Source organism: Aeriscardovia aeriphila (assembly GCF_002259595.1).
GTDB lineage: Bacteria > Actinomycetota > Actinomycetes > Actinomycetales > Bifidobacteriaceae > Aeriscardovia > Aeriscardovia aeriphila.
Genome location: NZ_MWWU01000002.1, coordinates 107250 through 127143 on the forward strand (window position 1 = coordinate 107250; position 19894 = coordinate 127143).

The following is a 19894-nucleotide window of genomic DNA, read 5'->3' on the forward strand; positions in this document are numbered from 1 at the left end:
GGGCTCATATGGCTTCTTTCCAAGATTATCAGCAAGGCCTTTTTGACTTTGACGATGAGGCTCAGCCTTCTTCTGCGGTTGATGAGGCTCCCGCTTCTGGTACTCGCGCGGAGGCTCAGCCTTCCCGCCCGGTCGATGAGGTGCTGGGCGAACTCAATGGTAGCGATTCTGATATCACTACCTTGGGCGCTCTCGATTATCAGCACATGTCACTCGAGCAAGCACGCCGAGCTCATGATCTGCTTGCTGGTTTCGTCTTGGAAGACCAAAAAGCGTATTACATCGATAACGCTCCGACGAGTTCGGACGCGGCTTTCGATGCGCGGTTGCGCGCTCTTCAACAAGTGGAGAAGCATTTCCCCGAGCTTGATACTGCTGATTCGCCGTCACACATCGTCGGTGGTGCAGGCTTAGAGCAGCTGCTGGAGCGCACGAGCGCCGACAACGTGAACGAAAGTGTCGCCAACACGAGTGCTGACGGCGTCGACCCGGAGCTCGCCGCCACTCCCGCGAAGAACGACGCACCCACCGAGCAAGAGCAAAGCTCCGAGTTCCCCGACATCGAGCACCCCACGCGCATGCTCTCCCTGGACGATGTGTTCAGCATCGAAGAACTGCGCTCCTGGTACGATTCCACTCGCCGCAGCCTCGAAGTGGGGGAGAATGAGCCGCTCGAAATGACCTGCGAGGTCAAAATTGACGGTCTCGCCCTCGACTTGATCTACGAAAACGGCATTCTCACCCGCGGTGAAACTCGTGGAGATGGGCGTATCGGCAAGGATATTACAACCAACATCAAGGCCATCCGTTCCATCCCACAACAGCTCGACGGCTCCCACGCGGACATCCCTGCCTTCCTCGAAGTGCGCGGCGAAGTCTTTCTCACCTTCGACTCCTTCAACGCCATCAATGCTAAGCGCGAGCAGGAAGGAGAGCCAGTGTTCGCCAATGCGCGCAACACGGCCGCAGGAACTTTGATGAATAAGAACGTGGATGTGCTGCGCGAGCGTAACCTTACCTTCTACGCTCACGGTATTGGCGCTATTCAATACAGCGCTGAGGAGAGTGAGCGTGGTGACGCCATGCTCGACCAGTCGCAAGCCTATGAACTGTACAAAGCGTGGGGAATCCCGATCTCGCCACATAACCGCGTGGTGACGAATTTCCAGCAAATCGAGGACATGATCGACTACTACCTCGAGCATCGTTACGACATTGAGCACCCTCTCGACGGCATTGTGGTCAAGGTCAATGATATTTCCCGCCAGCGTGAGCTGGGTGTGACGGCTCGCGCCCCTCGCTGGGGTATCGCCTACAAGTACCCGCCGGAAGAAGTGAACACGATGTTGGAAAACATCATCGTTCAAGTGGGTCGTACGGGACGAGTCACCCCAGTGGCAATCTTGAAGCCTGTGTCGGTAGCAGGCTCGACGGTGGCGCGCGCAACGCTGCATAACGAGCAGGAAATTGAGCGTAAAGGCGTGCTCATCGGCGACTTGATTACCGTTCGCAAGGCTGGTGACGTGATTCCGGAGATTGTTGGCCCGGTGCTGAGCTATCGCGCCAAGCATACCGATAAGGTTCACGCTTTCACCATGCCCACCGTGTGCCCGGAGTGCGGCACCCCGTTGGTCCAGGAGAAGGAGGGCGACGTCGACTTGCGCTGCCCCAACGCCGAAACCTGCCCGGCACAGCTGGAGGAGAGGCTCATACATTTGGCTTCCCGCAAGGCTTTTGACATCGATTCGATGGGCGAGCAGGTAGCTTTGTGGCTGACCAATCCGGAGGCCAACCGTCCTGACAGCGTCGACTCGTACGACCCGTCCACCAAGATTATCAGCGTGGCGAAGGGTTCCGCGCCAGCCGCATACGTGCCCGCGCCAGGCCTGACGCTACCAGCCCCTCAGCAGCCGGTGCTGCGCAATGAAGCGGGCCTTTTCGCCCTCACTCCGGAAATGTTGAAGGACGTGTACAAGTGGGTGGAAATCCCGATTCAGGACGTGTGGGAGGTTGAGGTTGCTCAGCCGGACGGCACGGTCAAGAAGGTCAAGAAGCGCGCCAAGCGTGAGGGCTCAGGCCGCTTCCGCCGCGAGCGTGCCTTCTTCAACGAGGGCAAGCGTCATAAGAATGAGCAGGGTGAGGTTGTTGTTGACCCGCCCACCCCGTCGGCAAACACGGTCAAGCTTTTCGAGCAGCTGCAGAAGGCTCGTCACGCCCAGTTGTGGCGAGTGCTGACGGCTTTGTCGATTCGCCATGTGGGCGATACGAAGGCGCGCGATCTGGAGCGTCATTTCGGCTCGCTGGAGGCTCTCGAAAATGCGAGTAAAGAAGAGATCGCTCAGATTGATGGCATGGGCGAGGAGATTGCGCAGTCGATTGTCGACTGGTTTGCAAAGGCTCATGAGCCAGGCGATTGGCGTTATGATCTGCTCACCAGTTGGAAGCTTGCTGGTGTGGGCTCGGTTTCGTATGAGAATTCGAGTGAGCAGACTTTGGCAGGCCTCACTATTTTGGTCACCGGCTCGATTGCGGGCATGACTCGTGAGCAAGTCAAGGAAAGCATTGAGGCTCATGGTGGTAAGGCTTCCTCGGGTAAGCCGTCGAAGAAGACTACCGTCGTGATTACTGGTGAGAACCCCGGAGAGTCGAAGGTGGTGAAGGCTCAGGAGCTGGGCGTTCCGCTGATGGGAGAGGAAGCGCTGTTTGCCATGCTCGAGCATGGTCCGGCAGGTATTCTGCCGGGGTACGGCGACGCCCCCGCCTCGGGGGATTCGGCCTCAAACCCGGCCAGCTCGGCTAGCGCAGCCAGTTCGGCTAGCCCAGCTGATGCGAGCGAAGGAGCCGGCGAGTGAGTGAGTTTCGCAAAACTGATTTCCACGCCACTTCCTACCGCGAGCCAACAGCTGACACCAGCCCGCGCCCTGACAAAGCGCCTCACAGTGACGACGCACTTAACAACGCCAGCGCCTCTCGCGGCGCGCGCACGAGCGACTTTGCCCGCGCTGCCAACGAAGCTGCACACATCCTCGAACCCACAGGCGACGCGAAAGCCTATGCCATCGAGCAGCAGGTGTACGCGCGCCTCACTGGTGTGATCGACCCGGAACTGGGCCGCTCGATTGTCGACATGCAAATGGTCACCGGTATTGACGCGCAACTGCGCCCCGCCGATAGCGACCTCGACCGCCCGGTTCAAGCAGGCCCCAACGATGACGTCTACGATGTGACAATCCGCCTCGAACTCACTGTTTCCGGCTGCCCGCTCACCGAGAAGATTCTTTCCGACATGCAGCAGGCAGTGCAAACCTACCCGGACGCCATTCTCGTTCCGCGCATCTCCGTGTCGGCAATGAGCAAGGAAAAGCTCAGCGGTTTGGTGGAGCGCCTGCGCCAAGCCAGGCGTGAAAACCCGTTCGCACCGAAGGATGGCAGCAGCCCGGACACTCTGATTATCGCCGTGGCTTCGGGTAAAGGTGGCGTCGGTAAATCAGCCGTTGCCGCTAATCTTGCGGCAACCTTTGCGGCTTTAGGCTACAAGACGGCCGCCATCGACGCGGATATTTACGGCTTCTCTCTGCCTGGCATTTTTGGCGTGCGCTCGCGGCCTACCGACCTCGACGGCATGCTGATGCCGGTGGATGCGTGGGGAGTCAAGCTCATGAGCATCGGAATGTTCGCTGGCTCGGATCAGCCGATTTTGTGGCGCGGTCCGCGTTTGCAGCGTTCGCTTCAGCAGTTCCTCTCCGACGTGTGGTGGGATAACCCGCAGGTGATGGTTCTTGACCTTCCGCCGGGCACCGGTGATATGTCGATCTCGGTGGCGCAGATGTTGCCGAGCGCTCGCATTCTGGTGGTCACGACTCCTCAGCCTTCCGCCTCGTCGATTGCTGTGCGCGCTGGCCTCTCTACCCTTCAGCTTCCTGGCAAGGTGGCTGGAGTGGTGGAAAATATGGCTTGGTATGAGCATAACGGTGAAAGGTTGCGCATTTTCGGCGAGGGTGGTGGTGCTCGCGTCGCGCAAAGCCTCACCCAGCAGGTGGGCTACCCGGTCGAGCTGCTCGCCCAACTTCCTCTGGACACTGAGATTCGCACTGTTGCTGAGGCGGGCCGCCCGGCGGTGCTCACTGCGGATGGTAGCCTGGCTGACACTGAGCTTGCTCGCAGTTTCGTGCGCATGGCGCGCTCGTTGTGGCAATCTCAATAAGGTTGAGGGTTGGGTAGTTGCGGCTGGTATTTCTCCAGATTGTCAGGCTGCGCTTAACCCAACAAGCTCAACTCAGCCTTTTCAAAATTAGGTGTGTTCTGCAACGCGACTTGCATCAGGCTTGAGCCTTCCAGCGCGTCAGTTGACGGGTGGACTGCCATAATGCGGCGGTTATCATACGTGGTGACGTAGTAGGCAAAATGGCTCATGTCGAGCGCCGCAGAGTAGAGCGTCACCTCAGCCAGGCCTTCACCGTTCACCGTCGCACCAGCAACCATGCTCACCGCATCCAAAATGTGGAAAACCTGCGTGATACTCGCCTCAACAGTGTCGGGACGAGTTGCGTGTTGAACGTGGAAAGCGGCACGGATGAAACGTGAAGCGGCAGTGGAATCCCCCGGAATGCCAATCTGGCCAAAGCCTTGAGCGTTCGGGGCCAGCGACAATGCCGAGCCAGAAGCGCTGAAATTATTCGCAGGTGCAGTAGGGCTCACATGCATGAAGTAGCGCAAATGCTCCAGCTGGAACTCCAAAGGCGGATTATTCGTCAACACCTGCGCAGGGTCATCCTTGAGCTCCAGCCGCTCACCCGTTTGCTCGGCGACGAGGGCCTGGCCAGTGAGGTCGGTGAGGAAGAAATGCAAGTCAGCAACAGGCAAACCCGGCGCAAAAGCCTCATCGGTGAGGTAAGCGTCAGCCAACAGCGTACGAGCCTGCTCAACGGTGTGCGCATGGGTGAGCACATAGGTGATGAACTCGAAAGACGCGATCCCTAGGCTTGCCGAGCTCTTGCCGCGAGGAACAAAGTGAGCTGAACTAGGGAAGTAGAGGCCAGCCATATACAACCCGGCCTCGTTGATCGCCTCAGCGTATAGGGGTGTATTTCCCGCGGCTGTAGCCATACCGAGCAGCGCTTCATGCTGGGCTAGCTGCTCACCATTGCGGAAGGTGAGGGGAAGGTTACGTGGGGTGAGCACAACACGCTCTGAAAAATGACGGTCGAGGTCGAGATTGCGCCCGGCGAAGGTGCCGGCAGGCGTAGGAAACACAAAGGTAGTGCACATAGAAGTAACTTTAGCGCTGTTGTACGCCACTCGTTCTCTGGCCAGTTCACCTCACTTGTAGGCTCGTTCTCTTTTCCTCGTTCTATCGGTGTGTTAATCTCAACTCGGACGCCGCTGCATGCTACACAGGTAGCCATGCTACACAGGTAGCCGGCTCGCGTTTGGTATTCCTTCGTCGAAAGGCTGACATGAGGCTCTGATGTAGTTCACGCCATCAAATACATGCAAGGAGCTTACTATGTCTATTTCTCCCGTTTTTCGTACTCTTTCCGGACTTCGCGTCTCGCATTTGAGCTTTTCCTACCCTGGCGCAGACCCGCTTTTTGAAGATATTTCCTTCAGCCTTCCTCGCGGCTGGACGGCACTCGTTGGCGACAACGGCCTGGGCAAAACTACGCTGATGAATCTGCTGGTCGGTGCGCTTAAGCCTCAGCAGGGCACGATCTCTCCCGCGCCCGAGCAGCTCGTGAGTGCAACTTGCGCGCAGAACAACACGGTAATCCCTGATAATCTTGAGGAATTTGGTGCCGACTGGTCGCGCTCAGCCTTGAATTTACGCGACTTGCTGGGCATTGGCGACGACTGGGCTTACCGGTGGGCCGAGCTTTCGGGAGGCCAGAGGAAACGACTTCAGATTGTCACGACTCTGGCGAAAAATGCCGACCTGGTGATTATCGACGAGCCGACGAACCACGTTGACGAGGAGACGAAGGCCCAGATTATCACTGCCTTGCAGCAGCAGCGCGATGTTGTGGGGCTGATCATCTCGCATGATCGTGATTTTGTGGATGCGCTGGCAGATAACACGCTGATCATGACCCGCGAGCATGTTTCAGCAGGTGCGGGTTCGCTGGGGCGTGGTTCTCAGGGGCGCGCGGTGCTGGGACGTGCGCTACCCGGGCATAATGTGACGGTGATTCGCCACTATGCGTGCAATTTCAGTGAGGCTCAATCTCAATTGCGCGGCCAGCAGCTGAGCAATGCCGGCAAACTCGACCAGGCGCAAGCTCAAGTAAAGCGCTTAGAAAACCTGAAGCGGGATCGGCAGGCGCAGGTCGCGAAAATTGAGAAGGTGAAGGCCTCGGGTTCGCGCATTGACCGGCATGACCATGATGCTATCCGACGCTTACAAACGGCGAAAATGATGGGTGCGGATGCGTGGGCGTCGGCGGGAGCTCATCAGGTGGATGCGAAGCTTCAGGCAGCGCAACTGGCTCTGAGCCAGGTCAGTGTTGCTGCGAAACGGTATGACGCTCAGTTGGAAGCGCTCATGCGCAGCATTGAGCCGAGCTCGCGCGCAGTAGTGGCGAGCGTGGAACGCGATTTTCTCGGTGACGTTGATCAGGGGAGTGCCGCTACTGGGCAGGCGAAACTTACTGTGGGAGCGCAGGAGCATATCGGCATCATTGGACGCAATGGTGCAGGCAAAACCACGCTGCTGGAACGCATGAATGCTGCGCTGAATGCTGATATTCCTGCGTACTATTTGCCGCAGGAGATCAGTGCGGAAGAAAGCCAGGAGAGCGTGAGCACAGTGCTCGATTTGCCTGCTGAGCTCAAAAGCCAGGTGCTTACTGCTGTGGCAAGTCTCAATGCTGACCCCGATAAGCTGCTCACGGGCAAAACCCCATCGCAGGGAGAAGTGCGCAAACTGTTGTTGTGCATGGCATTAGTGTGTGATCGTCCGCAGTTGATCTTGCTCGATGAGCCGACGAATCATCTCGATATTTCCAGCACGGAAGCGTTGGAGCAGGCGTTGGCGGCGTACCGTGGAGCGCTTGTCGTCGTCTCGCACGATCATCGTTTCCTGCGCGCATGCACCACCACTACCTGGACTGTTCGCGACGGCCAAGTGGACGTGCAGTAAAGCGGGCGGGGGAGCCTGCGCGGCCACAGAAGTTCTTTCGACGCAGTTGAGCACTGGCCTGAAAAGCAAGCTGCGGAGAGAGCAACAAAAAACGGGAACCGGCTTGGCCGGTTCCCGCAATCGCGCTGGTAATCTAGCGCGCTGTTAATCTCAAGAAATTGAGACCCTAGCAAGCTCAAGCTCCAGCAAGCTCACCTTTCAGCAAACTCAAGCTTGCCAGCAGGCACGACTCACAGAGTGAAGTAAGTCTCGTATTCTTTCGGGGTTGGCAGAAGCTGCTGCTCAGCAATCTCCGCACGCTTAATCTCCACCCAGGTTTCAATGAGGTCAGGAGTGAACACATTGCCCTGAGTCAGGAAGTCATGGTCGCGCTCCAACTCGTCCAAAGCCTCAGAGAGCGAGCTTGGAACGAGCTTGATGCCCTTAAGCTCCTCAGGAGGAAGCTCGTAGAGGTCCTTATCCACTGGCTCTGGTGGGTCGATGCGGTTCATAATGCCATCGAGACCAGCCATCAACTGAGCGGAGAAGCCCAAGTATGGGTTGCAGGTTGGGTCAGGAACGCGGAATTCCAGACGCTTGTTCTTTGGAGAGTTACCAGCCAGAGGAATGCGGATGGCGGCAGAACGGTTACGAGCCGAGTACACCAAGTCGACAGGAGCCTCATAGCCTGGCACCAAGCGACGGTAAGAGTTCGTCGTTGGGTTGGTGAAGGCGAGCACTGCACCAGCGTGGTGGATCAGGCCGCCAATATACCAGCGAGCGATGTCAGAAAGGCCAGCGTAACCTTCCTCGGAGTAGAACAGCGGCTTGCCGTCCTTCCACAGGGACTGATGGCAGTGCATGCCAGTGCCGTTCTCACCTGGGATTGGCTTTGGCATGAAGGTGACAACCTTGCCGTTCTCAGCAGCAGTGTTACGCACCACATACTTGTACTTCATCAAGTCATCAGCAGCGTGAGCCAGAGTGTTGTACTCGTAGTTGATCTCCTGCTGAGCGTCAGCAACCTCGTGGTGAGCGCGCTCGAGCTTCAAGCCCACCTTGGTGAGGTTGGAAACCATGTCATCGCGCACATCCTGGTTGTGATCGATCGGTGCGAAGGGGAAGTAGCCGCCGTCAGCCTTCTGCTTGTAGCCGCGGTTGGGCACAGAAGGGTCATCGGCAGAGTCGAAAGGCTTGCCGGAGTTCCAGGAAGCTTCAGCAGAGTCGACTTCGAAGAAGGAACGGTGTGCGGAAACATCGTAACGCACGGAGTCAAACAGGAAGAACTCTGCTTCTGGTGCGAAGTAAGCCGTGTCAGCAACACCGGTGGAGCGCAGGTAAGCCTCTGCCTTGGTTGCCACTTGGCGTGGGTCGCGAGAGTAAGGAGCGTCGGTGACTGGGTCGACCACGGAGAAGAAGATGTTCAGCGTCTTGTGCTTGCGGAACGGATCGACGTAAGCAGTGTCAAGGTCAGGAATCAGCTTCATATCAGAATCGTTGATCTTCTGGAAGCCGGTGATAGAAGAACCATCGAAGAACATGCCACGGGTGAAGCCCTCATCGAGCATCTGTTCGCTTGGCACGTTGAAGTGCTGCTGAACGCCCAACAGATCGGTGAAACCGACGGACACGTATTCGATATCGTTGTCTTTGATGAATTGGGCCAGATCAGCCTCAGTTGAGATACCGTTCACAACAGTTCCTTTCGTTGGTAACGTTTTCATTCTAATAAGTCAGGTTTCCTGCTCCGCGCGTTTTGGTTACGTCTCTATTTCCGTTTGCTAAATTCCTCGGTTCTCTTACGTTACGAACAAAATTTCTCAAGATTATCAGCGAGCGCACATCAGCTCCGCCCGTGCCGGTCGTTTCGCGTGCGGGCTATTCGCGCAGGCCAGCCGGCTGGGCCAGGGGACCGCGCTGTTCGCACTGGGAGAGCTTCCGCACTGGTAATCTGGGGCAATGGGGGGCAACAAAAAAGCCCCTCCTAACGGAGGGGCTCGTAAAATTACGTTTTCAGTTGCTGACTGCTACTGGCTGTTACTGGCAGTTCAGCGCATCATACGACGGCTGATCTTCAAACGCTTCGGGTCAACAGAGCGAGGCATTTGCTGTTGCTGAGTTTGAAGGGAAGTGATGCGGCCATTGAGCTGGTCAAGCTCCGTCTTGCTCATCACAATCTTCTTCTTAATCACCGTGCTGCGCAGCTTACGCAAAGGAGTCTGACCTTCGCCGTTGCCCACGAAAATACGGTAGACAGGGATTTGCGAACCCGGGGTCACGCGGTGAATGGCGGCCTCTAAACGGTTCATTTCACGAGTCAAACGCTGCTTATTGCCTTCGCCGATCAGGAAAACGCCCGAACGACCGGTGCCTTGCCACACGCCATCCTTGGTCTTGCGGTCGAACCACACCGGAGCCTCATCGAAGTTGTAACCGCTCTTGTTAATCGAACGCAGAACTGCGGAAGAAGCACCAGGCTGACCTTCCATGCGAGCGTAACCCACCGAGTCGGCTATCCTCGTCAGAACGATGGTGGCGATCATGACGCCCAGGGTGAGGGCCAGAACCATGGAGAAGACCCACCAGATCCATCCCGAGTGGGTGGCGATGTTGAAGGCGATCATCAACAGCACAGGCAGCAGAACGGAGAGGACCAGCCACACTGGCAGATCCTTACGATCCTTGGATGCGAATTGGTAAACCTGGATAACTTGCTTAGCGGTCTGGAACCGATCCTTCTTTGCACCCTTGGTCGACTTGGTGTCGCGTGCCATTGTGCCTCCTGGCGTGTCGAAACAATAATCAGGTGTTCATTCTACTCGCAAACTGAGAAAACAGGCTGATAATCTCAAGCAAGCCTTGCGAGTTCAAGCCCTTCTGCGAGCTCAAGCCCCGCGAGCTTACCGGCTATGAAGCGGCCTGCCATCTGCCTTGAGCAAAGCTTCGCCCAAAGTTTCCGAGAAAGTGGGGTGAGGGTGGATCAAAGCCGAAGCCTCGTGCACGCCAACGTGGTTACCCACCAGCTGCTCAGCCTCAGCGACCAGCTCAGTGACGTGCGGACCGACCATCTCAACGCCCAACACGACGCGTTTGCCAGGCTCTTGTTCGCGAATGCCGCTGACCACGGTGATCGTGCCGGCAGTCTGGCTCATGAAAACGCGAGCGTTACCCATCATCGGAAGGCTCGTCTCCTGAATTTCGGAGAACTGAGGATTGGCCTTCGCCTCTTCGCCCGAGTAGCCAACCTGCGCAATCTCAGGCTGAGAGAAGGTGACGGAAGGGACGTTGTGGTCGTCCACTGGCTCGCTATCCAGCCCGCAAATCGTTTCAGCAACGCAGATTCCCTGGGCAAAAGCGCGATGGGCGAGCTGCTTACCTGGCGTGATGTCGCCCACAGCCCAGACGTGCTCCACCGAGGTGCGCCCGTAAGGGTCGGTGACCACTAAACCTCGGGCATCGAGATTAACACCGAGCTTGCTCATCCAAGGCTGTGCAGTGTTCGGCACGCGCCCCTTTGCCACCAGCGCAAACTGAGCGGTAAGAGTGACCGTCTGCTCGCCGCCTTCCGGAGCTTTCGCCGTCGGAGGGATCGGAGTGTGCGTGGTCGAGTCAGGGGAGCTGTAGCGCACGGTGACCGACTGGTTGTCACCTTCCGTGAGGGAGTGCAGGTCGACGCTTGTGTGAATGTGGATTCCGCGGCGCTTCATTTCGCGAGCCATGAGGGCGGAAATGCGGCGCGAACCGCGAGGGAAGATGCGTGGCGAGGTCGCCAAAATGGTGACGTCTGCGCCTTGCGAGCTCCACAAGGTGGCAAATTCCAGGCCGATCGGGCCAGAGCCCAAAATGACGACGGAGTGAGGGATCTGCTGCAGGTTCATCGCGTCGGTCGAGTCGAGGATGGCCTTGTGTGAAATCGGAACGCCGTCGAGTTCGCGCGGGTGTGAGCCGGTGGCGATGATGATGTCGGTAGCGTGCAAGTGAAGGATGGGGTTAGCTTGACCGTCATCCTCAGCTTGGCCTTGGTCGGCAGTCTGGCCGCTAGCCTCGCCGTCAACCTGCCCCTCACTCTCGCTTTGGCTTTGCGGCAAATGCAAGGTGAGCTGATGCGGCTGCGTCACCTCCGCCCAGGCTTGCACAAACGTGACCTTGCGCGCATGCAACAGCTGTTCCAAGCCGGAAGTCATCTGTTCAATTGTGGCTTCCTTATAGCTGACCAGACGGCCAAAGTCGAAGGATTTCAGCTCGTAATCCATGCCCATCGCTGCAGCATTATCGGCTAAATGGCGCACTTCTGCGGCGCGCAGCAACGCCTTGCTCGGAATGCAACCCTCGTGCAGGCATACGCCACCAGGGCGAGCGTCCTCTTCGATGAGAACGACAGATTTTCCGAGCTCCGCCAGGCGCAGTGCCGCAGAGTAACCGCCGGTACCAGCACCAATGATGGCAACATCGAAATGCTGATTTTCGCTGACATGGTCTACGAGCATGAAGCCTCCTCCATACGCTGTGGCCGCAGGCTCAGCTTGGGCTTCGAGAAAATTGCTGGAGCATGCGGGCGCAGTTGTGTGCTTAATCACCGTTCATTATACAAAAAGTGCTGGGTTCCTCTCTGAGCTCAGCACTCTGCGAACTTTGTGTAGTTTACTTGTCATTGCTTGAGATTATCAGCCCGCTCATTTCACCTCGCAAGCTGACTTCCATCCCGAGCTGCGCTTATCAGCGCGGCCATTCGCCGCGCTTGGCAGAGCGTGGCTTAGGAATACGCCAACGGCGCACATTCATGGCTCGCGTCACCGCGTAGGAAGCGCAACGAGCGGCCTTGATCTTATCTGTGCCAAACTTGGCGACGAGCTGTGGCTTCAAACCGTGCAACCACATGACGAACATATCGACGATGGCGGCGAGCATGTACACGTACATGAGAACAACCACGACGAAGGAGAGAATGGCCAGCTGAGGAAGCATGCCGAAAATGAAGGCGAGGACGATGCACACCAAGCTCACCGGCAGGAACCATTCGGCCAAGTTGCGGCGAGCGTCAACGTAATCGCGCACGTACACGCGAATAGGAAGCTGCTCGGCGCGAGGCATATTGCGCAGGTCGCCTTGCTCCATGGCTTCATATTGACGATCCTGACGGGCGCGAAGCCTCTTCTTCTCTTCCTTATAGCGAGCTTTACGCTCTTCGTTGGTAGGAACGAGAGGGCGATATTCCTTGGCCTGAGCCTGCTTACGGCTCGGAGTTGGCCTGCCCTTGCCGCCTTGCTTGGCAGACGCCTGTGGCTGCTCGGCTTCGGCCTTTTTGCTCTTAAACGGATTCCATGTCATATGTCATGATGATACGGTCGGGTATTGACCCAGCGGCAGGTGTAACTGGTGTAATTCCGCGCCTTTGAGTCATAACAAGAACGCAGCAACGAAGGAGGAGAGCTTCGATGCAGTTAGAAAACGTCGAACAACTGAAAGCTCGTGTGGATGAGGAATGGCAAGCTGTTCTGGATATGTTGAGCGAAAAGATTGCCATTGGTTCTGTTTCCGCGAAGGGCATTACTGCAGAGCATATGCGTCGCTCTGCTGAGTTTGTTGCCTCCATGATGCGCGAGGTGGGTGTGGATGCTCATGTGGAGCAGTCCACCAACCCGGATGGCACTCCTGGTGCTTTCGAAGTGATCGGTGAAAAGCATGTTTCTGACGATGCTCCTACCGTTTTGCTGTACGCTCACCACGATGTTCAGCCTGTTCCTGACCCTTCCGTGTGGGATACAGACCCGTGGAAGGCAACGGTGAAGGGCGACCGCCTCTATGGTCGCGGCTCTTCGGATGATGGTGGTGGCTTAGCCATTCACCGCGGTGCAATCGGCGCTTTGGCTGATGAGCTGGGCGTCAACATCAAGGTGTTCTTCGAGGGTGAAGAGGAAATGGGTTCGGAATCCTTCATCCCATTCATCACCGCGCATAAGGATGATTTCGCCGCCGACGTCATCATCGTGGCCGATTCGGGTAACTATTCTGCTGAAATCCCATCGCTGACCACCTCTCTTCGTGGTGAAGCGGAATGCGATGTGACGGTTCGCGTTCTCAACCATCCAGTGCACTCTGGCCAGTACGGCGGCCCCATTCTCGATGCGAACACCACGGCAGCTCTGCTGATTTCGAGCATGTATGACGAGAAGGGCAATGTTGTCGTTCCTGGTGTCAAGAGTCAGGAGGTTGTGGGTGGCCTTCAGCGCGACCTCGACGAGAAGACTTTCCGTCATGACTCTTCTGTTGTTGACTCCTACACTTTCGCTGGCGAAGGCTCTTTGGCTTCTCGCTTGTGGGTTAAGCCGTCGATTTCTGTGATCGGTTTTGATGCTCACCCGGTGGAGGGCTCCTTCAACGTGATTGCTGAGACCGCTCGTTTCCGCCTGTCGATGCGCGTTGCTCCAAGCCAGAACCCTCAGAAGGCTCTCGATGCTTTGACTGATTTCCTGGTTTCTCACGCTCCATTTGGCGCGCAGGTGAGCGTCAAGCAGGTTGCTGCAGGTTCGGGTTGGGCTATGGATATGAGCACGGATGTTGTTCAGGATGCGGAAGAGGCTATGCGTGTGGCTTTCGGCACAGACCCGATTAACAAGGGTGAGGGTGGCTCCATCCCGTTCATTCCTGAGCTTCAGAAGCTGTACCCGCAGACCAAGGTTTTGGTGACTGGCCCGGAGGACCCGATGAGTAACGCTCATAGCCCGAACGAGTCCATCTCCCTGTCTGGTTTGAAGAAGAACATCTTAACGGAGGCTCTCTTCTTGCAGGCTTTGGCTCGCAACTAGGCTCAACTCCTCTCTTGCCATAATGGCTTGAGATTATCACTGCGCATTGGTGTACGCCCGCATGACATCACCGCTGTGTGATGAGCGAGCGAGTATATGCAGGTGCGCATGCTCAGGCGGTACGGCGGCTCGTCGTACCGCCTTTTGCGTTGTGGCAATCTTGCGTGATGGCAATCTTTTGTTCTGTCAATCTCATTGTGTAGGCTTCGAGGTGACACGGGAGGTTTCGTTCCTCATGCCATGTACAACCAGCTGTCGGCGTCGCATAAAGCGACGAGGCATGCGGTAGCAAGGCGTGGTGAGGTTCGGGAATCTGAGAAGGGCCTGGAGCCCAACCGATAGAACGTAACGGGTAATACCGAGACGGACCGTCAATCCCGTGCCCGGACTAACCACGGGGTTGAACGGGCATGAGAGCGCAGAAGCTCTTTCGCCTTTTGATTCCATGGATTTTATCGAAAGGCACAAAGTGAGTACAACACAAGAATCTGCAACTTCTGCATCCGCATCGTCCGCAGCAACCGCTGTCAGCACTCCACGTTCTCTTCGCTGGCGCGTTGTCGACATCGCCGTAGCATCGGTGGTCGGCGTCGTTTCCGCATTCATCTTCTGGGCAGCTGTTTTCGTTTATGACTTCTTGGGCGGCCCTCTGGAAGGCGCACTGCCCGGCTTGTCTGGCCTACTCAACGGTTTGTGGCTGTTCGCTGGCCCTCTCGCGCTGATCATCGTGCGCAAGCCCGGTGCAGCAATTTACGCCGAAATCGTCGCTTCTGTTCTCGAAGCTTTGATGGGCAACCAGTGGGGTATCGAAACTCTCTACATTGGCTTCATTCAAGGCCTCTTCGCTGAGCTCGCCTTCCTCTTCTTCGCTTATAAGGTGTGGAACCTCGCTGTTACCACGCTTTCTGGCACTCTGGCTGGCTTGGGCTGCTGGGGCTATAGCTTCTTCACCCACCTTCAGGCCATCAATTGGAACGGCTCGTACGGCTTGGCAAATCTCGTCACCACGCTGATCTCTGGCGCACTGCTCTCCGGCATCGCCATGTGGTACTTGGCTCGAGGCTTGGGTCGCACCGGTGCTCTCGACCAGTTCGCTTCTGGCCGTGAGGTCCACAAGGCCTGAGTTTCTTGAGATTATCAGGGCGCTTCATCGCCTGGCTTACTGTGCTCAGGCGCTGTTGCTCTGACTTTTCCGAGCTGTTATGCACAGAGAGGTGAAAGAGAGCATGGTTGATTCAACCCCACACGCTCAGTCGATTACATTTTCGCAGTGGAGCTATCGCTATGCTTCTCGTAGCACCTTCTCTGTGCATAATTTTTCTTTACATATTGAAGCTGGTCAGCGCGTGCTGTTGCTGGGAGCATCAGGAGCAGGAAAATCCACGCTGATGGCTGGTATGGCTGGCCTCGTCGGCTCCTCACAAGCAGGAGAGGATGAGGATGGTGGAATCTCCCAGGGTGAGATTCGCATTGGTCAGCTTCCTGCCCGTCAGGCGGTGGGCACAGTTGGCCTTATTTTGCAGGACCCGGATGCTCAAGCTGTTTTTGACCGCCTCGCCGATAACGTCGCCTTTGGCCCAGAAAACTTGGGTGTAGAGCGCGAAGAAATTTGGAAGCGCGTGGACCACAGCCTCGCCGAAGTGGGTATGAGCTCAGTGGAACACGACCGCTCGATTTTGCACCTTTCCGGTGGCCAGATGCAACGCGCTGCACTCGCCGGAGCGCTCGCCATGCAGCCCAGCGTTTTACTGCTTGACGAGCCGACTGCTAATTTGGACCCTTCCGGTGTGCAACAGGTGGTGAAAGCAGTTCACCACAGTGTTGAAGCGAGTGGTGCGACCATGGTTTTGGTGGAACACCGTGCAGACCCGTGGATGGATATGCTCGACCGCGTAGTGATCGTGGCGCGCAATGAGGAAGGCGACACCTGCATTCTCGCTGATGGAACGCCTTCTGCCGTGTTCTCCCGCACGGATATCGACTGGGATGCCTGTGGTATTTGGGTTCCCCAACAATTTGCGGCTTCTTCTGCAGCTTTACTGGCTTCGCCAACTGATGCCACTTCTGCCACTTTGCCGGTGCGCTCGGCAGACGTGCCACAGGCGCCTTCGCTCAGTTCGGCTACGAGCCACACTCTCGTTACCCGTGCAGCCGCACAACCTCACGCCATCCTGCAAACGCACGACCTGTCCATTGGCCGCGGCGAGGAAGTGTACGCTTCCCACATCAATCTGCGCATTTACCCGGGCGAAGTTACCGCGCTAGTAGGGGAGAACGGCGTGGGAAAATCCACGCTCGCACTCACTTTGGCAGGCCTGCTCAAACCACTGGCTGGCCAGGTGCAGGCCAGCGAAGAACTCAGAATTGCGCAGGTGAAGAGCAAGAAGAGTGGCAATCTTGTGCCGAACTCAAGCTGCCCGCAAGAGTGGAGCTCGACGCAACTGGCCGCCAGAATTTCCTACGTTTTCCAAAATCCTGAGCATCAGTTCGCCACCAACTCGGTGCTGCGCGAGGCGCAACTCGGCCCGCTGCGAATCGGAATGAGCGAGGAACAGGCTCGTGCCCGCGCCGAACAACTGTTGGAACGCTTCGGATTATCAGCGTATAAAAATGCGAATCCGTATACGCTTTCCGGCGGCGAAAAGCGCCGCCTTTCTGTGGTTTCGTCACTCGCTGCCGCTCCGCGCGTGCTGATTTTGGATGAGCCGACTTTCGGCCAGGATAAACGCACGTGGGCGCATATGGTGGCGATGATTCGTGACCTGGCGCACGATGGCATTGCCATTGTGGTGGTCACGCATGATGAGGACCTTGTCGAGCAGCTGAACGCCCGCGTGGTGCGTTTGGCGGTGGAGGGGACGCAGCCAGCCGAGCCTTCCCAGCCCGCGCAACAAGCCCAGCCCGCGCAGCCAGTCGAGCCAGCCCAGCGCGCGACTATCGCTAAGCCGGTCGCCGAAATCTCTGTGACTGCCGTCGAAGAGCGAGTCGAAAAGCGCAAGCCAACGAGCCCCAGCCCGGTGCTTGCCGCACGCAACCCGGCTTTCCGCTTCATTGCCGCCATGCTCGCGAGCATCCCGCTTGTGCTCTCCCTCGACCCGGTGTCCGCTGGTATCGCCACCCTCGCTGAGCTCATCGCATTCCTGGTGATCGGCTACCGCCCGTGGGAGATTATCAAGCGCATTTGGCCTCTCTTCCTCGCCTCGCCGAGCGCTTTGGTTTCCGTGATTCTCTACGGCAAAGTCGGTGGCCAGGTGCTGTGGCAGTGGGGGCCGGCCATCGTATCGCAGCAGTCGCTGTGGCTCGCGTTTGCCACTTTTTTGAGGATTTTCGCCATCGGTATGCCCGCTATTGTGCTGATCGCCGGCATCGATGCGACTGATTTAGCCGATAGTTTGAGTCAACAGCTGCACTTCTCCGACCGTTTCGTTTACTCCGGATTAGCAGGAATGCGCCTCTTCTCCGTGATCTCCGACGACTGGGCTGCGCTCAGCCTCTCTCGCCGCTCGCGAGGTTTGGCCGACCAGTCTGCCGTCAAACGCTTCTTGCCGCAATGCTTCGCCCTGCTCGTCCTCTCCATTCGTCGCTCGACCACCCTCGCTGTTGCCATGCAAGCGCGCGGTTTCGGTGGTACGACAAAGCGCACGCATGCGCGTATTTCTCGTGTCACAGGCCTTGATGGGGTGATGCTTGCCATAAGCCTCTTCATTCCTCTCGCCTCTTTGCTCGCCGCCGTGTTTGCTGGCACTTTCGCCTTCTTCGGAAACGCTTAGCGGGAAGCTTTCTGGCAAGGCCCTGGGAAGGCGCGCTGGCAATCCACTTCACCAGATACCCTTGAAGTTATGCCTTTTAGCCAGCAGTTTATGGACAATCCGAAAGCCGACCGCGTCAAGCGAGTGGCCAGTTTACGCCAAGCTTCTGTTCGCCGCCGCTTGGGTCTCTTCCTCGTCGAAGGCCCGCAAGCAGTGCGCGAGGCGGTGGCGTATATGCCTGAACGTGTGCACGACGTCTACATTGATACCTCGCACAACCCGCATGATGACATTATTTCCTCGGCTCTCGAAGCGGCCAACCCGATCTACCTGCACCACGTGTCGACCAAGGTGATGGAAGCGATCAGCCCGGACGCGCAGTCTATTGCAGCCGTAGTGAGCTCTGAAGGTTTGATCCGCACTCTGGACGATATTGACCTCAACCCGCTGAACACTGAATTTTCCGAGATTGGCAGTACGAGTAGTGACAATCCCGAGAAAAACTACCAGCCGCAGACGGACCTGATTGTCGCCTGCTGGCAGGCCAGAGACCCAGGAAATGAGGGCACGCTGATTCGTACCGCCGACGCGAGCGGATGCAGGGCCATCATTCTCGTCGACGACTCCGCCCACCCGCTCAACCCGAAAGTGGTGCGCAGTTCCGCTGGCTCGCTCTTCCACATTCCGGTTATTCAAGCCAGCACGGAAGAGTTCTTCGCTTGGGCTGAGAAACATAGCCTGCCAATATGGGCGGCGGATATTCATGGTACGCAAGAGCACGCGCCTTACGACTTGGTGACTGTGCTGGCCGATCGCAATTCTGGGCTCGTCAAGCCGGCTGCAACACCGATCATGCTGTTTGGCAACGAGGCTCGCGGCCTGCCAACCGAGATTGTGGAGCGTGCCGGAAGAGCGGTGATGATTCCGTTGTATGGTTCCGCTGAGTCGCTGAATTTGGCGATGAGCGGAGCGGTGATGATGTATTCCATCGCCATGGCTCAACACCAAGGCTGATCCCGCCTCGCCTGTCTGCGTCGGTGTCGGGCTACGTTGAAAGAATAAACAAGGAATAGCTCTCAGCCCGCATGTTCAGCGTGCGAGGAAGAGCAATGAAAATCTGAAACTTGAAACTGCGATGAGGAAAAGGGGCCTTCGTGACTAACGAAGCTGAATTCGACAAGGAGCGGGTTACCGCCCAGATCGCCGAAGCTGTCCAGGCAATTGAAGACGCCCAGTCGTCGAGCGCCTTACGCCAACTGCGTGACGAGTATGTGGGTAAGAATTCCGTTCTCGCTCGCGCTTCCCAGGCAATCGGCAAACTGCCTAATGACCAGAAGAAGGAAGCCGGACAGCTGCTTGGCCAGTTGCGTGCAGAATTTGGTCGCGCTTTCGGTGCTCGTGAGGCTGCCGTTAAGAAAGCAGAGGAAGAAGCCAAGCTCGCTGCAGAGAAGGTTGACGTTACCCTTCCTGTTGAGCGTCATCCTCTCGGTGCGCGTCATCCTTTGGCAGCGCTGACTGAAGATATTCAAGACTTCTTCGTTTCCATGGGGTGGCAGATTTCTGAAGGCCCAGAAATTGATTCGGAGTGGTACGATTTCGACGCTTTGAACTTTGGCCCTGACCATCCTGCTCGTCAAATGCAGGACACTTTCTACGTCAAGGGTGATAAGGCTCGCGACGCTGCTGGCTTTGTCGGTTCGAACATGGTTCTTCGCACCCAAACCTCTTCCGACCAGGTTCGTGGCCTCATCCAGCGTGGTGTGCCGTTGTACATGGCCTGCACGGGCCGCGTTTTCCGTACCGACGAGCTCGACGCTACCCACACTCCTGTGTTCCACCAGTGCGAGGCTCTCGCCGTGGATAAGGGCCTGACCATGTCCGACTTGAAGGGCACTTTGGACGCTTTGGCAGTTGCCATGTTCGGCCCGGAGGCCAAGACTCGCTTGCGTCCGTCCTACTTCCCGTTCACTGAGCCATCTGCTGAGATGGATTTGTGGTTCCCCGATAAGAAGGGCGGCCCAGGCTGGATCGAATGGGGTGGTTGCGGTATGGTCCACCCGAATGTTCTGCGTTCGGCCGGTTTGGACCCTGACGTGTACACCGGTTTCGCTTTCGGCGTGGGCATCGAGCGCGCTTTGCTGCTGCGCCACGACATTAACGATATGCACGACTTGGTTGAAGGCGATATTCGCTTCAGCAAGCAGTTCGCGATGGGAGAGTGAGTA

General features: G+C 57.2%; 13 protein-coding genes. 8 read left to right on the forward strand and 5 right to left on the reverse strand.

From position 1 onward, the window contains the following. Nucleotides 1–8: 8 nt before the first annotated feature. The gene (gene ligA, locus AEAE_RS06760; protein ID WP_094689415.1) at nt 9–2852 is read left to right on the forward strand and encodes an NAD-dependent DNA ligase LigA; all 2844 of its coding nucleotides are present in this window, start codon (nt 9–11) and stop codon (nt 2850–2852) included. 170 nt (nt 2853–3022) lie between these two features. Beyond that, nucleotides 3023–4204, forward strand: a complete 1182-nt coding sequence (locus AEAE_RS01540) for a P-loop NTPase (RefSeq protein WP_244569629.1) — start codon at nt 3023–3025, stop codon at nt 4202–4204. A gap of 53 nt (nt 4205–4257) precedes the next feature. Here AEAE_RS01540 and AEAE_RS01545 read toward each other — a convergent pair whose 3' ends face one another. Beyond that, nucleotides 4258–5268, reverse strand: coding sequence for a linear amide C-N hydrolase (locus AEAE_RS01545; protein ID WP_094689416.1), 1011 nt, complete (start codon nt 5266–5268; stop codon nt 4258–4260). 238 nt (nt 5269–5506) lie between these two features. Here AEAE_RS01545 and AEAE_RS01550 point away from each other — a divergent pair, with 238 nt between their 5' ends. Further along, on the forward strand, nt 5507–7135 hold the full coding sequence (locus AEAE_RS01550) for an ATP-binding cassette domain-containing protein (protein WP_094689417.1): 1629 nt from the start codon (nt 5507–5509) through the stop codon (nt 7133–7135). A 230-nt stretch (nt 7136–7365) separates the two neighbouring features. Here the strand turns inward: AEAE_RS01550 and glnA are convergent, their stop codons facing one another. The 4 genes from glnA to AEAE_RS01570 all read right to left on the reverse strand — a co-directional run bounded on the left by glnA (nt 7366) and on the right by AEAE_RS01570 (nt 12442). Further along, complete coding sequence (gene glnA, locus AEAE_RS01555) at nt 7366–8808, reverse strand: type I glutamate--ammonia ligase (RefSeq protein WP_244569580.1); 1443 nt, start codon at nt 8806–8808, stop codon at nt 7366–7368. A gap of 354 nt (nt 8809–9162) precedes the next feature. After that, nucleotides 9163–9888: a DUF4191 family protein gene (locus tag AEAE_RS01560; RefSeq protein ID WP_094689419.1), complete on the reverse strand. Its 726-nt coding sequence runs from the start codon at nt 9886–9888 to the stop codon at nt 9163–9165. Nucleotides 9889–10014: 126 nt separating this feature from the next. Then, complete coding sequence (locus AEAE_RS01565) at nt 10015–11601, reverse strand: FAD-dependent oxidoreductase (RefSeq protein ID WP_094689420.1); 1587 nt, start codon at nt 11599–11601, stop codon at nt 10015–10017. A 229-nt stretch (nt 11602–11830) separates the two neighbouring features. After that, nucleotides 11831–12442 carry a DUF3043 domain-containing protein gene (locus AEAE_RS01570; protein ID WP_094689421.1) on the reverse strand — a complete coding sequence of 204 codons (612 nt, stop codon included), beginning with the start codon at nt 12440–12442 and terminating at the stop codon, nt 11831–11833. 107 nt (nt 12443–12549) lie between these two features. On the opposite strand from AEAE_RS01570, the gene AEAE_RS01575 reads away from it, so the two are divergent. From AEAE_RS01575 to pheS, 5 genes are all read left to right on the forward strand, one after another. Next, a complete protein-coding gene (locus AEAE_RS01575; protein ID WP_094689422.1) occupies nt 12550–13920 on the forward strand; it encodes a dipeptidase in 1371 nt (456 codons plus the stop codon). Between the two features lie 565 nt (nt 13921–14485). Next, nucleotides 14486–15043 (forward strand): ECF transporter S component, encoded by a 558-nt coding sequence (locus tag AEAE_RS01580; protein ID WP_244569630.1) that lies wholly within the window; start codon nt 14486–14488, stop codon nt 15041–15043. 103 nt (nt 15044–15146) lie between these two features. Next, nucleotides 15147–17690 (forward strand): ATP-binding cassette domain-containing protein, encoded by a 2544-nt coding sequence (locus tag AEAE_RS01585; protein ID WP_244569581.1) that lies wholly within the window; start codon nt 15147–15149, stop codon nt 17688–17690. Nucleotides 17691–17780: 90 nt separating this feature from the next. Beyond that, nucleotides 17781–18683, forward strand: a complete 903-nt coding sequence (locus tag AEAE_RS01590; RefSeq protein ID WP_244569582.1) for a TrmH family RNA methyltransferase — start codon at nt 17781–17783, stop codon at nt 18681–18683. 140 nt (nt 18684–18823) lie between these two features. After that, nucleotides 18824–19891 carry a phenylalanine--tRNA ligase subunit alpha gene (gene pheS, locus AEAE_RS01595; protein ID WP_094689426.1) on the forward strand — a complete coding sequence of 356 codons (1068 nt, stop codon included), beginning with the start codon at nt 18824–18826 and terminating at the stop codon, nt 19889–19891. Nucleotides 19892–19894 lie beyond the last annotated feature (3 nt).